Origin of the sequence: Bifidobacterium mellis, assembly GCF_000967265.1 — a bacterium.
In the GTDB taxonomy this organism is placed as follows: Bacteria; Actinomycetota; Actinomycetes; order Actinomycetales; family Bifidobacteriaceae; genus Bombiscardovia; species Bombiscardovia mellis.
Genome location: NZ_KQ033884.1, coordinates 147,231 through 162,040, shown reverse-complemented (window position 1 = coordinate 162,040; position 14,810 = coordinate 147,231). Strand labels below are relative to the sequence as shown.

At 58.6% G+C, this 14,810-nt stretch carries 10 protein-coding genes; 5 read left to right on the top strand and 5 right to left on the bottom strand.

What is annotated here, in order from left to right; all coding sequences use genetic code 11:
• Positions 1 to 449: 449 nt before the first annotated feature.
• The 5 genes from JF70_RS00530 to JF70_RS00510 all read left to right on the top strand — a co-directional run bounded on the left by JF70_RS00530 (position 450) and on the right by JF70_RS00510 (position 6,560).
• A complete protein-coding gene (locus JF70_RS00530) occupies positions 450 to 1,205 on the top strand; it encodes a Sir2 family NAD-dependent protein deacetylase (RefSeq protein WP_045934873.1) in 756 nt (251 codons plus the stop codon).
• Positions 1,206 to 2,287: 1,082 nt separating this feature from the next.
• Positions 2,288 to 2,488 (top strand): hypothetical protein, encoded by a 201-nt coding sequence (locus JF70_RS00525; RefSeq protein WP_045934872.1) that lies wholly within the window; start codon positions 2,288 to 2,290, stop codon positions 2,486 to 2,488.
• Positions 2,489 to 3,022: 534 nt separating this feature from the next.
• The gene (locus JF70_RS00520) at positions 3,023 to 3,526 is read left to right on the top strand and encodes a hypothetical protein (RefSeq protein WP_045934871.1); all 504 of its coding nucleotides are present in this window, start codon (positions 3,023 to 3,025) and stop codon (positions 3,524 to 3,526) included.
• A 315-nt stretch (positions 3,527 to 3,841) separates the two neighbouring features.
• Positions 3,842 to 5,863, top strand: coding sequence for a bacteriocin-associated integral membrane family protein (locus JF70_RS00515; RefSeq protein ID WP_197069069.1), 2,022 nt, complete (start codon positions 3,842 to 3,844; stop codon positions 5,861 to 5,863).
• 25 nt (positions 5,864 to 5,888) lie between these two features.
• Complete coding sequence (locus tag JF70_RS00510) at positions 5,889 to 6,560, top strand: ATP-binding cassette domain-containing protein (RefSeq protein ID WP_045934869.1); 672 nt, start codon at positions 5,889 to 5,891, stop codon at positions 6,558 to 6,560.
• A 260-nt stretch (positions 6,561 to 6,820) separates the two neighbouring features.
• Here the strand turns inward: JF70_RS00510 and ilvA are convergent, their stop codons facing one another.
• The 5 genes from ilvA to JF70_RS00485 form a co-directional block, all read right to left on the bottom strand.
• Positions 6,821 to 8,086 (bottom strand): threonine ammonia-lyase, encoded by a 1,266-nt coding sequence (ilvA, locus tag JF70_RS00505; protein ID WP_045934868.1) that lies wholly within the window; start codon positions 8,084 to 8,086, stop codon positions 6,821 to 6,823.
• A gap of 256 nt (positions 8,087 to 8,342) precedes the next feature.
• Positions 8,343 to 10,808 (bottom strand): bifunctional alpha,alpha-trehalose-phosphate synthase (UDP-forming)/trehalose-phosphatase, encoded by a 2,466-nt coding sequence (locus tag JF70_RS00500; RefSeq protein ID WP_052690640.1) that lies wholly within the window; start codon positions 10,806 to 10,808, stop codon positions 8,343 to 8,345.
• Positions 10,809 to 10,970: 162 nt separating this feature from the next.
• Positions 10,971 to 12,881, bottom strand: coding sequence for a glycoside hydrolase family 13 protein (locus JF70_RS00495; RefSeq protein WP_045934867.1), 1,911 nt, complete (start codon positions 12,879 to 12,881; stop codon positions 10,971 to 10,973).
• A gap of 87 nt (positions 12,882 to 12,968) precedes the next feature.
• Complete coding sequence (locus tag JF70_RS00490; protein WP_231578752.1) at positions 12,969 to 13,868, bottom strand: carbohydrate ABC transporter permease; 900 nt, start codon at positions 13,866 to 13,868, stop codon at positions 12,969 to 12,971.
• Position 13,869: 1 nt separating this feature from the next.
• A complete protein-coding gene (locus JF70_RS00485; protein WP_045934892.1) occupies positions 13,870 to 14,808 on the bottom strand; it encodes a carbohydrate ABC transporter permease in 939 nt (312 codons plus the stop codon).
• Positions 14,809 to 14,810: the final 2 nt, after the last annotated feature.

The window sequence follows — 14,810 nt, the reverse complement described above, 5'->3', positions numbered from 1 at the left end:
AGCCATTCAACTTCCTCCCGGAAGAAGAACCGCCGTGTTGAGCAGCAAGAGATAAACTTACCACGAGCCTGCCAAAACGCAACTCGGCCCTTCCGAAAAGACCCTCAAAACCAGCAATAACAAGCCCTCAAACGGCGTGTCGTTTCATGCTCCTTTCTAACTTTGAGTCTCGCGAAGATGGGCCTTCAGCCCACGGTCCCTGCTTCATGTACACATTTTATTCACAAGGCAATAATCAGGCCACAGCTGGGTCGGCGTGTCAGCATAGCCCTTTCGTGGTCGTTCTGAATTCTGGCCATAGGCAGCCATGTCCAGTGCGCGTTTCTCTTTCTGCCCTCAAATGCCACTCATCCACAACTCACAGACGTCAATGTTGATATAGGTGCATATTCGCGCACCATGTCGGTCTTCGACTCATAGAGTCTATTAACAGATGGTAAGACGGGTGTATGAGCACAACAATTGCAGTACTGACCGGTGCGGGCATCTCGACTTCCGCCGGCATACCGGATTTCCGCGGGCCTGACGGGGTTTGGACCAAGCATCCTGATCAGATGAACGTTTATGACCTGGACCTGTTCATGAGCGACAAGAAACAGCGGGAGTATTCATGGCGGTGGCAGAAGGAGTCGCCTGTCTGGAAGGCCCAGCCCGGAGTAGCCCACAAGGCACTGGCCAGGCTGGAGCAGGCAGGCATGCTGAACCTGCTGGCTACGCAGAACTTCGATGCCCTCCACGAGAAAGCCGGCAACTCCGAGGACGTCATCGTCAACCTTCACGGAACCATCGGCAGCTCCCATTGCATGAAGTGCGGCCAGGCATATCGGACTGCCGACATCATGGCCAAGCTTGATCAGGAGCCCGATCCACACTGCCACAAGCCCATGCCCTACCAGGGCGACATGCCATGCAATGGCATCATCAAGACTGATGTGGTCTACTTCGGTCAGGCCCTGCCCGAAGGAGCCATGGAAAAGAGCATGAGGCTAGCCAGCCAGGCCGATCAGTTCTGGGTGATCGGCTCCACCTTGGAGGTGTATCCGGCGGCCTCACTGGTGCCGGTGGCAGCCCAAGCAGGTGTGCCAATCACCATCATGAACATGGGTTCAACCCAGTATGATTCTCTGGCAACCCGACTCATCCACGAACCCATCGAAGAGGCACTGCCCAAACTCGTCGACAAAACCATCGCCGGACAGGGTTGATTCGCTGACTGCCCCGCGCAATTGCTGGAACAGATCTGCGATCTGCAGATTTCTGATGGATCCTGCAAGAACCTGTGGGGCCCGCTATGGCAATCCTTGCGCCGTCTTCCGTCTCACTACAGACAGACTCCGCCTGTACCGGTCCCCTGTCAGCGTCGTTTTGGAACACCGGCACCCCTAACACGCGGATACTCTGCATCAGGTAGCGAACCCCTGCCCCAGAAGAAGGACAGCGAATCGACTCCGGAAACCGAAGTCTTCCCGCCCGAGCAAAGCTCTGATGCCCTGGACATGCCCTTATCAGCGCCGACGAGGACTGGGACCGGATACCAATAGGGCCCATGAAAGTGGAACAGGAATAACCGCGCTCCCCCCGCCCCTCTGCATCCAACTCGCCCCCGTCCCATCTCCCCACCTATTCGCAGCACCGATAGAGTCGATTCTTTGCTCCAAAACACCCATAGCCACGCCACAATGATCAGCGGGCACCCCACTGGCTTCCAGCTATACATCCCAGCGGAGCCTCTTCATGCCCGATAGCATACTTTTAGTAGAGCCATAAGCCTAAAACGCCTTGCCCAAACAGAGCTCCGACGCTTCCGACATAGAATCTGGCTCTCAGATAGTCACCAAGTAGATTAAACGTGTATTAGCCGAGCTCAAACTCGCCTGAAAGACTTGATCACGAACCCAAATTCATCGGGAAAAGAAACGGCCGCTTAATAGTGACCGCATCCGGCGAACTAGCTGGGCCATCATGACGCACCAGGCAGGGCGAAACTTCCTCTGACCGTAGACAATCAAGCCGGGGAGTGCCGAATATCCTGGAATGTCCTCATGCGTGGTCACCGTGGTCTGGCTGGTTCGGTTTCAGGCGTGAAGGAGGCTCGCTCTATACGCTATCGAGATGATTGTGGCGAGGCGTGCGGATGGCTTTCTGCATGCATTCCACGCCATCCCCGTCACCGACAGGTGGAGGCATTTGCTACATCGCAGATGATGGCGGTTTGCTGAATGACCCGCCATACCCGACTGTTTGGCCTGGGGATGGCGTCTCCCGATAAAAAGAAAGGAAAACGCAGGTGAGCTATACAAGCGAGGGGCTTGATGCAATGGCTGACCGGGGCGAGCTGAAGCCCGCGCCGGGGACTGCGGTGTACAGGGATCCCGGTGCTCCGGCCCTGACGGACAAGGATTTGATGGGCATCTTCGCCGGCCGGCCCCGCGAAGAGGAGCACCGACCCGCCAACATGGAACTACGCGTGAAAGTCACGCGACCATGAAGGCCGCTCTGACCCGCATCGCTCGGGAGGAGAACCTGCATACCTCCTCGGCGTTGGTTCGCCCCGTCCTGGCGGACTTCATCCAGAAGCGGGCAGGAACAGGTAAAGAGGTTCAATCTTCTCGTTGCTGAGATTGATCTGCTTCCGGATGTCATTGTCTTAAAGCACAAGGAACCTATAAAACGACCCGATCATCAATATGTAATAACAGGCAGTGTGTTATGAGTTGGTGGACATTGGCTGTGCTGCAGTGATGGTCAGGTTCGCACCGAGTTCTCGTATAGCACTAAGCACAGTACGGAAAGAGGGGTTTGGGGGACTTTGAATGCACAAAACCCTCTTAGCTTACTCGCAGTAAGGCTAACAAGGGATCTCCTATATACCTGTGCTAGAAAACTTGAATTTATGATTTTGATTTTGACGGTGGATGACTTCGCTTCGCGGTCATTGGGGAGACGCTCATCGAGAAGCTGCGCGAACAGATTAAGAGCGTGGCCGGGGAACTGCAATCGCTGCTGGACGAAACAAGGAGACATGGACGAGAACCCGAACCAGAGCAACGAGGAGGACCTGAGCGCACGACTGGCGCGAGACGAGGCAGGTGCTCGAGGAGCTCAGGAACTACCGGAGCGCGCAGATACAGCTCACCTCCAGCAGCCAGTTGAACCTCAAGGAGCAGTTGGAGGCGATAACCTCCACGACGGGACAGCCAACCAGATGCTGCTGACCGGCTTGCAGCGATCAGAGGACTCAGGCGACAGGCAGAACGAGGCCTCAAGGAAGGTCATCCTCTCTGGCTACAAGGCGTTCGAGAAGAGCGTGGAGCAACCGTCCAGCAGGAACGAAACACAGCTCAGGAAGATGCACGACGGGCAGCAGCACGTGAACGAGCGGGTCTTCAGGCTGCAGGGCGAGCAGATCGGACGGATGGGCGACCGGCTCGACCGGCAGCAGATCCGCAACTGGCTGACCTCCACTATCCCCGCCAGTGTCATCAGCAGAGGCATTCTCTGCATGATTCCGCACTGCATCCACTAAAACATCCCATGCTCGTGGTGTGAGTGCAACCAAGCAAACTGGTCTTGGGTGTGTTGTCCGAACTCCGGCAGGGGTATTGTCCCAGGAGTGGTCAGCGTCATCGTACCGGTTCGGATTCCACATCGGTGTCAGTGGCATAAGAGTGGTCTCAGTGTGTGATAGGCCGGGATGAGTTAGCGGTATTTGTGGAGTAGAATAGCCAACGGCGGAGAGTTTTTCGCCTCATGTTTGTTTTCAAAGGAGAAAACTATGAGGAAGTTTGGGTGAGGTGATTTGCGAATTCACTGGATTCAACGGTTGACGATTTGGGCTTCCTTGATTCTCACCATGGTGGTGACATTCGAGATGCTTATCACTATCGACCAAGAGCTTCCTGCGGGTACTGGTACCTCTTTCACCGTCGAGAGGGTTGATACCGCGACAAAGGCGGATGCTGTGCGTGCGATTGCCCAAGCTTCAAAAACTTTGGGGATCAATGTCTTCAAGATCCAACCTTCATTTCGCGACTCAATGAAGTCTCGTGTTCTCGTGGCCTTTGTGGGTGACCAAAAGTCTTTTCAACGAAATGGAGGGTACGATTATCCTTCCTTTTCAACGCGTGACCAGTCAACGAAAGTAGTTTCTTTTGAGGAGATTACCACCCAGGACTTGCGCGGAAGGTATGCGACCAATGCGGATAGGTCGCATATGGAACAGCTCGCCAAGGCTTTGTCACGTTCCCGGATAGTGGTTGACGAATCACGAGGCCTCTGGATAGCTGCGATGATATACGCGTTAGGGAAGGGTGGCCTTTGGGCGGGAGTCGCTATCATCGCCATCACATTGGTGGTGTCCACCGCGTATTCCCTGTCCAGGAACAGGAAGATACATGCGGTCAAAGCGATGCACGGTTATACCAGCGGAAGGATACTCGTCGGCGAGCTGGTTCCACTGCTCGCCACGCTCGCCGTGGGATTGATGACGATTGCTTTGGTGGGATTGCCTTTCCTCTGGCTTGTCAACGGCTTCCACCAGATTTGGCGACTCCTTCGAGTGCTGTTGATCGCCGTGGCTGTATTGACGGCGTATCTTGTCTTCCTGGCGTTGGCTTTAGGCGGTGCCAGTACGTTCCGCGATCGAATACCCGCCGTTCTCAACGGAGAGGGCAACGAACTCCGTGATGGCATCATCGCGGGTTTTGCCCAGTTCATGGTGGTGGCTGTTCTCTTTGGCACCATCAGCGGGTCCCTGAATAGAATCGGCGCGATACAGAGCACCAGCCGGTCCTTGGCTCAGTGGTCTCGCATCTCGGATCAATATGTCCTCAGATTGTCAGTCAACACCAACACCCCACACGAGGATAATCTCCGTACAGCGCCTTCCCTGATGAAAGTGATCGAGGATCTTGACGGCAGGGGGAAGGCGATGCTGGTCGGGTATAATAAATTTGGCTCCGATTATTACGATGATCCTTACGAACCGGACGGATCCGATTCGATGATAGTGAGCCCGAACTATCTTGACAAACAACCCATTGCCGGGCTTGATGGGAAACCGGTCAGGGTGGTTGGAAAAGATATCGGCGCTTTCACACTCCTGGTGCCTTCATCATATAAAGGGGACCCCAGGGCTTTGTTGAAGAAATACACCGAACATTTCAAGGGAATGTGCCAAGAGGATGTCGCCCGGAAACAGAAACCATATTCCTGCAACCCCCATGGTGTCCTGGTCCGCACACGTTCGGGCCAAGACATATCCCTCTTCTCGGGAACGCAGTTCATGCCTGCGGAAGATCAGCAGAAGCTGTCTTTGAAAGATCCAGTGGTAGCCGTCACATCCCCATCGTCGAGGTTGATCAGCCCCATGGGATACCTGTCATACACATCAAGAGATAGTGTATTGTTCTCCGATCCGGAACTCCTGCAAAGCAAGCTGGACCATTATGGAATCTCCGGATACTTCCAGGGTATTGATAACGCCAAAGACTCAGTGGCGTATACGCTGTCATTATCCCGCAACGAGCAACGCGGGGACATCATAGCCATATCGTTCGGTCTGGCCGCTGCCATGATGGCCATCCTTGTGTGCTCGGCCGCGTATTGTGCAAGACGACGCAGACTCTCCTTCGTTCAATTCATCCATGGATACGGGTTTTTCAGAAGACATGGAAGCTTTCTTATCATGCAGAATATTGGGATGCTGCTGACCCTCATGGCAGTCGGCATTATCGGCTCGATGAACAAGGTTACGGATCTGGTGGCTGGAACACTGCTCTTCGCTGTATCCAGCCTCATCATGGCCATTACCGTATCGGTATACGAATCAAGGTTCCGTGCTGACGACATTAAACGCCCGTGAATCCACGGTGCGGAGGGAGATGCATATGACAGACGCAGGCAGGCAGCCGACATTGAAGGTCGAAGGACTTACCAAGAAATTTGCGGAACACACGTTATGGTCGAGACTGTCCTTCGACGCTGGACCTGGTTCCATAATCGCAGTGAGCGGGCCGTCCGGTGCAGGCAAGACGACCCTGCTCAACTGCGTCGGCTTGTTGGAGGACTTCGATGAAGGATCGGTCACTTACAACGAAGGGACATTCCGCTCCGGTTATTTGCATAAGAGCCGGAAGGGGCAGCGAGTGTGTCTTCGCGAAAACATAGGATTTCTATTCCAGAACTATGGTCTTGTCGAACAGTGGAACGTGTCGCATAACCTGCAGATTCCCCTCAAAATGAAGAAGCGCGAGCATCGCAAGGAACGGGACGAACGAATCGGCAGAGTACTTGACATCGTCGGAATGAATGGCTCGCAGAAGAAAAAGATTTACACCCTATCGGGCGGGGAACAACAGAGAATCGCCCTCGCTAGGCTCCTGCTCAAACAGCCGAATGTCATTCTTGCAGACGAGCCGACATCTGCGCTGGATCAGGACAACGCCAACGTCGTAATACGCATACTGTGCGAACTTGCCCAACAAGGCGCTGCCGTCATCATCTCAACACACAATGAGGAAATAAAGCAAATCTGTACGTCGATCATCGAAATAGGCTGATATACCCACGTCCTCCTACACCCACGTCCTCCACCCGCAGACCGTGGCGACTCCGGGGAAGGGACTTCGACTGTGATGAGACGCAAGGCAGCACGAGAATCGCCATAGATTGATCCTTTAAGAACCAGCAAGTCTCATCAGCCAAGCCCAGCAAAGGCATCGGCGATTCCGACTGTTCTCTCGGCGATGATCATTGTCCATCATTGTCCCCGAACATCGGATGCCAGGCACAGGCACCGGATCCAATCGGGACATAGTGCTCAGTAGTTCTGATGGACCTGGAAGCCTCGACTGCGCAAGGTATCCAGGATCTGGGTGATGTGATCGGGGCCGTTGGTCTCCACAGTCACCTCCAAGAGCACGCCGTTGTCATAGTGGCCGGAGGATTTGAACTGGTCGTGGTTGAGCTCGATCACATTGGCGCGCAGATCGGCCAGGACCGTGGCCACCTTGACCAGCTGGCCAGGTACGTCGGGCAACTCCACGCCGAACTGCATGATGCGCCCGCGGGAGATCATCCCCCGCTGGATGACGGCACCCATGGTGACCGTATCAATGTTGCCGCCCGAGATGATGGGGACGATCACATGCGGCCCGGGAGCCGACCGGAAGACATCGGACTGCAGATCCAACTGGCCCAGCGCAGCAAGAGAGACGGCGCCAGCTGCTTCGACTACCAGTTTGTGCTTCTCCAGCATGAATAGGATCATCTCGGAGATGTCGCTTTCGGTTACCTGGACCAGATCATCCATATAGCGGCTGAGCAGAGCATAGTTCAGATCGCCGGGACGTCTGACGGCAACACCCTCGGCGGCTGTACGCATCCGATCTGCTGCGACCACATGACCAGCTGTCAGTGATTCACGCCAGGCCGGAGATCCGACCGGGGTGGCTCCGATGACTCTGACGTCTGGCTTGAAGGTCTTTACGGCGAGCGCCACTCCGGCGCCCAGCCCGCCCCCACCCAGGGGAACCACGATATCGGTGACATCGGGCACATCCTGAAGAATTTCCATGGCGATGGTCCCCTGACCACAGACGACCTCGTAGTCGTCAAAAGGCGGGACGAAGGTCATGCCGCGATCACGTGCCAGACCCAAGGCGTAATCAGAGCTTTCATCGAAGACCTCACCCTGCAGGACAACCTCGGCACCATAGGCCCGAGTGGCATCGACCTTGAGCGGCGGCGTGATTCGGGGCATGACAATCGTGGCCTTCGCGCCACGGCTGCGTGCGGCAAAAGCCACCCCCTGGGCATGATTGCCAGCGGAAGCGGTGACGATGCCGCGGTCCAGCTCGTCCTGATCCAAGGAGGCCACTTTGTTGTAAGCTCCGCGAATCTTGAAAGATCCGGTCAGTTGCAGATTCTCCGGCTTGAGCAGAACGCGATGGCCAATCCGAGCACCCAGGTCATCGGATTGCTCGATAAGAGTATGGCGGGCTACACCTTCCAGACGTTGGGCGGCTTTGCGCAGATCAGCGGCGTGATCGGCCTGAATACAGGCGGTGATTGTTGAAGTATCCATGCTCCAAGTATGGTCGGCCGGACCCGACCAATGGGGTCAGCCGTCAACATGGTGGACACCCAAACTTATCAAAAAACAAAAACATGTGGGTAATCAGACGTTTGGTCACCCGAAGACCGGACAAGCATGAGAGCAAACCTGAAACAAGCAGACCGATAACCAAGCGAGCCACCAGCCCGCCCGTGAACTTGACGGACTTCACGAACAGTCACCGGTGATGGCTGGGGTCACCGGTGATGGCTTGCGGTCGTCTGTCTTACTTGTCGTCAGTGAGCTGGGCATGCGCCTCGTCGACCACGGTATGGTCGTCGCGGAAGTCGTGGGATGCCACGGGCTCATTAGCGTCACGGGCCACACCGGCACCCAGGTCGGCCAGCAGCAGAGTGACCGCGGTCGGATCGTTGACCCGCAGCCGGGCCTTGGTCTGGCCGGGCCCGACCTTGATGGTCCAGCCCGTATCAGGCATGACGGCGAACATGGTCTCGTCCGTTTCATCGTCGCCCAGGGCCATCATGAAGTCGTAGTCGCCGCTGTTGGCGAAGGGCAGGATGGCCTGGCCCTTGCTGGTGGCCACAGGGGTGACCTCGACGACCTTGGAGTTCTCCATGATCATCAACCCCAGGCCGACCACTACTCCGCGCAGGCGATGGAGCAGATCCTGACGCTCCTGGTCGGCCACCTGGGCATCGCTCATCCGGTAATGCCAGGCCACCGCATCGGACTTGCTCTCCACAAAGGAGTTGGGGACCCTGGTGGCCGACTCGTCCATGATGGGCCGGATCACCTTCTGCCAGGTATCGGAGTCGGGCAGGCCTTTCGCCCGCTGCCACTCGTTCGAGTCGCTGCCGGGCAGGTTGCGGTTCCAGGCGCCATGCTCGGCAATCAGCCCCACCGGCAGGTCACCGAACCAGTCCTGCATGATCTGATGGCTGCGGCCGGAGACCAGCAGGAAGTCCACATCGGGATTGCTCCCCACCTGGGTCAGCAGGCGGCGAAGGGCCTGGGTGGGCTTGGCCCGCTCAGGACGGCGAACAAGCGGGGTCAGTGTCCCGTCATAGTCGCACAGGACCAGACGACGATGGGCGCCGTCCCACTGATGAACGATGGCGTTGTGGTGATCCATACGCAGCCTCCTGTCCGTCATGCCCGGAGTGGACACCTGCCTCAGGGAGTCGAGGAACGAGGTGCACCAGTTGGCTGCGGTGCGCACCTTGAGTCGGGCCTGCATGCGGATGTTGCGCCGCTTGGACTCCTCGGGGGTGATCTCCAGGGCGTTGTGCAGGGCCTCGCAGACCATGTCGATATCGTAGGGATTGACGATGAAGGCATCGGTCAGCTCGTCGGCAGCCCCGCACATGTCCGACAGGACCAGGGTGCCGTCGCGTCCGTCATGGCAGGCCAGGTACTCCTTGGCCACGAGATTCATCCCATCGCGCAGGGGGGTGACCAGGGCTACGTCGCCGGCCGTGTAGATGCCGCAGACCGGCTTGATGGACAGGGAACGGGTGATGTAGTGGATGGGGGTCCAGGCCAGCAGGGAGTAGCGGCCGTTGATCTCCCCCACCAACTGGTCCACCTGGGCCTTGAGCCGCTGATAGGACTCGACGACCTCACGCGAGGGGGTGGCCAGCAGGTAGTAGGTGACATGGCCCACCCACTCAGGGTACTTGTCCAGCATGCGGCCGAAGGCCTGAAGCCGCTCGGGCAGACCCTTGGTGTAGTCCAGCCGATCCACCGAAACGATGACCTTGTTGGAGCGGCTGCCCACCGAGGAAGCCGCCTGCTTGGCCAGCGTGGACTCGGGGATGTCCTTCTCCATGTAGTGGCTCCACCAGTTGGCGTCCGATGTGGCGGCTTCGTTGGCCGCCACGCCCTCGGCAGTCACCGAGGTGCGGTAGCGATGACGGGGGGACTTGCCGCAGACCTCGTCGATTCCTCGACGCATGGCCCGGGCCAGGCCGGAGTGGGCGGTACGCCGGTAGAGGTTGTAGTCGATGCCGATGGGGAAGGCGTCGATGGCTGCTCGGTGGCCGTCAGGCATTTCGACCACACCGTCCCGGTTGACCGGCAGTTCGGGCAGCAGCCTGTGCAGCGAAGCCAGGAAGCTGGCGGAGAAGTCCACCGTATGGAAGCCGATCAGGTTGGCGCCCAGGACACCCTCCAGGATCTCGCGGCTCCATGGCAGGGAGCGGAAGATCTCGGCGCTGGGGAAGGGCACGTGCAGGAACCAGCCGATGGAGGCATCGGGGTAACGTTCGCGCAACATCTTGGGCAGGAGCATCAGGTGGTAGTCCTGGACCCAGATGGTGTCGCCCTTGCGGATGAGCGGCTCCACCACCTGCGCGAAACGCATGTTGACCTTGCGGTACATCTCCCAGTCCTCCTGGCGGAAGACGGCCTCATGCGAGAAGTCATGGAAGAGCGGCCAGAGGGTGTTGTTGGAGAACCCGGCGTAGTATCCGTTCAGCTCCTCCTTGCTCAGGAATATAGGAATGCACCGGCTCTCCCGGTAGGCCTGACGGATGCGGTCCAGCTCCTTTTCCGAGTACTTCTGAGGATCGATGCCGCTCCAGCCGATCCAGAGGCAGTCCTTATGGGAACGGTGGTAGGGGCCGATGGCCGTGGCCAGTCCCCCCACGTTCTGGCGCAAGGTGTAAGAACCGTCCTCCTGTGCCTGCAAGGACATGGGCAAACGGTTGGAGACGATGATCAGACGAGACATGCAACCCGCTTTCTTTTCCCGTCCGCGCCGGAATCGTCGGGATTGACCACAGCGCGAACCCATCGCCCCGGGACCCGCGGACCCGACCGGTCCGCACAGGCCCATCAGGGCATCGCTGACTTCCACTCTAGCCTGGAAAGCGTGCCGACGGCGGGGTTTTCCTCAGAGTCGGTAGACGAAGCCCTCCCAGGGGGAGAGGCGGCCGGTCAGCAGGGAGCTGGCGGTTTGCTCCGGTCTGTAGGTGGATATGAGGATCCGATCGGGGTCCACCGCTCCGAGGGCCATGGAGGTGAATCCGGTTTGGTCCAGGCCCAGAAGTGCGGCGGTTTCAGGCGGCAGTGAGGCCGGGCGGCTGCTCAGATTGACCACAACCAGAAGGCGCTGGCAGGGCAGGGCATCCAGAACGCTGGCAGCCTCGGGTCCCGACTTGGGCTCGGGCGCCTGGTCCAGGGAACGGGTGAATGAGTAAATCTGGTCCGCATCCGGATCCAGAAGGGTGAAGTCGCCGGCCGCTACGACCGGATTGGTGTGACGCAGGCGGATCAGCTCCCGGTAGAAGGCCAGGACCGAGTCCGGGTCACGCAGCTCGGTCTTGGCGTTGACCTTGTCCCTATTGGGATTGACGGCCAGCCAGGGCTCCTTGGGAGCGTATGGAGCCGTGAAGCCGGCGAACTTGGTGGAGTCCCACTGCATGGGGGTGCGGGCGTTGTCGCGGCTCATATAGGCCAGGGCGGCCATCATGGACTCCGGATCCTGCTCGTGCGCCTGATCGACCCGCTGATGGTAGAGGTTGATGGACTCCAGATCCTGGTACTGGTCGAGGCTGGTGAAGCCGGCATTGGTCATGCCCAGCTCCTCGCCCTGATAGATGTAGGGGGTCCCCCGGTGCATGTGCAGGAGGAGCCCCAGGGCCTTGGCCGAACGCGAGCGCAGTTCCTCGCTGGATGTGTCGCCCCAGCGGGAGACGATCCTGGGCTGATCGTGGTTGTCGAAGTAGAGGCTGGCCCATCCGGCCTTGGCCACAGCCTGCTGCTGCTCGTCCATGGCAGCCTTGAGCCGGGGAACCCGGAAGGGACGGATGTCCCACTTGCTGTCCCCGGTGTCAACCTCGGTCTGGGTGAAGAGGAAGAGCATGTCCAGCTCGTGGTTGGCCGGGTCGGTGATCTGCCCGCTGCGGGCAGGCGCCAGACTGGGAGCCTCCCCCACGGTCAGGTAACCCTGCCGACTCTGGAAGACCTGGCTGCGCATCTCTTGGAGGAACTCATCCAGCCTGGGGCCGTCCACGCAGAAGGGCACCGAGGACGAGTACCCCTCAGGCCCCACGGGGCCGTCAGCAATGGCCGATCCGTCTTCGCCGGGCAGGCGGCCCTCGGAGTCGACGGTCTTGGAGATCATGACGATCACATCCATGCGGAATCCGTCGATGCCCCGGTCCATCCACCAGTTCATCATGTCGAAGACGGCCTGCCGGACCTGGGGGTTCTCCCAGTTGAGGTCGGGCTGCTTCCTGGAGAACAGGTGCAGGTAATATTCGCCGCGCTGCGGATCGTACTGCCAGGCGGAGCCTCCAAAGTAGGACCCCCATTGGTTGGGCTCTGCACCAGGGGTGCCGGGTTCGTGGCCGGCCTTGGCGGGCCGCCACCAGTACCAGTCGGCGTGTGGGTCCTCCTTGTTGCGGGAGGCCTGGAACCAGGCGTGCTCATCCGAGGTGTGGTTGACCACCAGGTCCATGACCACCTTGATCCCCCGCCGGTGGGCCTGGTCCAGAAGCTCGTCCATATCGTCCATGGTGCCGAAGATGGGGTCAATGTCCTGGTAATCGGCGATGTCGTAGCCGTTGTCGTCCTGGGGGGACTTGTAGACCGGACTGAGCCAGATCACGTCCACGCCCAGATCGGCCAGGTAGTCCAGCCGCTGCGTGATGCCCGGCAGGTCGCCGTAGCCATCACCGTTGGTGTCCTGGAAGGACCGCGGATAGATCTGATAGACCACCGCGTTGGCCCACCAGGGATTGGGGGTGGCTCCGTTGGTCCGTACCCGATCGGGCAGCTGCATGCGTTCTTCCTGGGTCATGGTCCTCCTCACGAAGATTGGGTTCCTGGGACTTCCTTGTTCTGTGACCTCCACTATAGGCTGACCTGACTGCCTGTCATGGCGGGGCTACTTGACAGCTCCTCTCATGACGCCGCTGATGACCCACTTCTGCGCAAACAGGTAGACGATCAGGATGGGCGCCAGGGCCATCAGGTAGCTGGAGAAGGCCATCGGGTAGTTGGTGGCGAACTGGGAGCTGAAGACATACTGCGCCAGAGGGATGGTCTGGCTGGTCTGATCCGTCAAAACGATCAGCGGCATGAGGAAATCGTTCCAGGCCCAGAGGGCCGTGGTGATGGCGATGGTCGCATTGATCGGACCCATCAGGGGGAAGATGATGGTCCAGAATATCCTCCAGGTGCCTGCGCCATCCAGGCGGGCGGCCTCCTCAAGAGCGGTGGGGATGGATCGGATGAACCCCGTGGCGATGAAGAGGTTGGTGCCCAGGCCCAACACCACGTAGAGCAGGATCAGACCGGGTACGTTGTCCAGGTGCCAGCTGCCGAACTGCTTGGCGATGGGAAGCATGACCACGGGGAAGGGGACGAACATGGCCGCGATGAAGAAGTAGTAGAGGAAGCGGAAGAAGCGCTTGTCCATATTCCTGGCCACGGCATAGGCCACGAAGGTGTTGGTCAGCAGGGTGAGTGCCACTGCGCAGACCGTGACGATGGCCGAATTCAGCGCGGCCTTGGGATAGTTGACCTTGTTCCAGGCATCGGCGAAATTGTGCCACTGCCAGGAAGAGGGCAGGCTGAAGGTTCCGGCCTCCGCAGGGGTCTTCAGAGCCGTGACCACGGTGAAGTAGAGCGGCACGAGAATCGTCAGGGAGAGGACAGCCACGGTGGCCGTCAGCCACCAGTTGACCCTCTTGAGGCGCGACCCCGGGAATCCCCCATGCCGCCTTCCCCCTCTTCCTGCTGATCGTGCCGGTGTCTGCGGCTGCATAAGCGCTGTCTGTGCCATCTCAGATCTTCTCCCCTCTTCTGGAAATGCCCAGCTGGATGAACGCAATCACGGCCAGGACGATGAAGAACATGACCGCGTTCGCTGTCTGGTAGGCGTACTCCCCTCCGGTAAGGCCGCCCTTGTAGATGAGGTAGGTGACTGTTTCGGTCTTGGAATCCGGTCCCCCTGCGGTCAGGGCCACCACCTGATCGAAGGTGTTGAAGGCATTCTTCAGAGTCAGCACCAGATTGATGGTGAAGAATGGGCCGATCAGGGGGAAGGTGATCCTCCAGAATTTCTGCCACTCGTTGGCGCCATCGATGGATGCGGCCTCATAGACCTCCGAGTCGATGGTCTGCAGACCCGCCAGATATATCAGTGTTGAATACGCCACCGCCTGCCAGACCGAGAGGAAGACGATGGGGATCCATGCATAGTGCTCGCTGGTCAGCAGGGACTGGGAGAGCCAACCGATGCCCAGGGCCTTGCCCAGAGCCGGCAGGGGCGTCATGAAGATGTACTTGAAGACATAGCCGATGACCAGAACCGAGAGCGTGTAGGGGATGAAATAGATGACCCGGAACCCGTTCTTGAAGGCGATCCTTCCATTCAGCGCCACCGAGATGAACAGGGCGATGAAGTTGACCAACAGGGTGATCAGAATGGCGATCAGCAGAGTGAACAGATAAGCGTGGCCCACGCGGCCGTCACGGAAGAGGGCGCCGTAATTCCTGAAACCGATCCACGAATAGCGCCCGTATCCCTGCGAATTCGTGAAGGAGTAGGCCACACCCTGGAGGAAGGGCACATAGAGGAAGAGCGTGAAGATCAGTGCCGCAGGGACAGCCATCCAGTAGAAGGCGCGGTCCACCTTGCGGTTGGAGAACCTTGAAGGCCGTTTTCCGGCCTTGGCTGCTTCGTCAGCAGTACGGATGCCGACGACCTTGGATTGTGTCATGT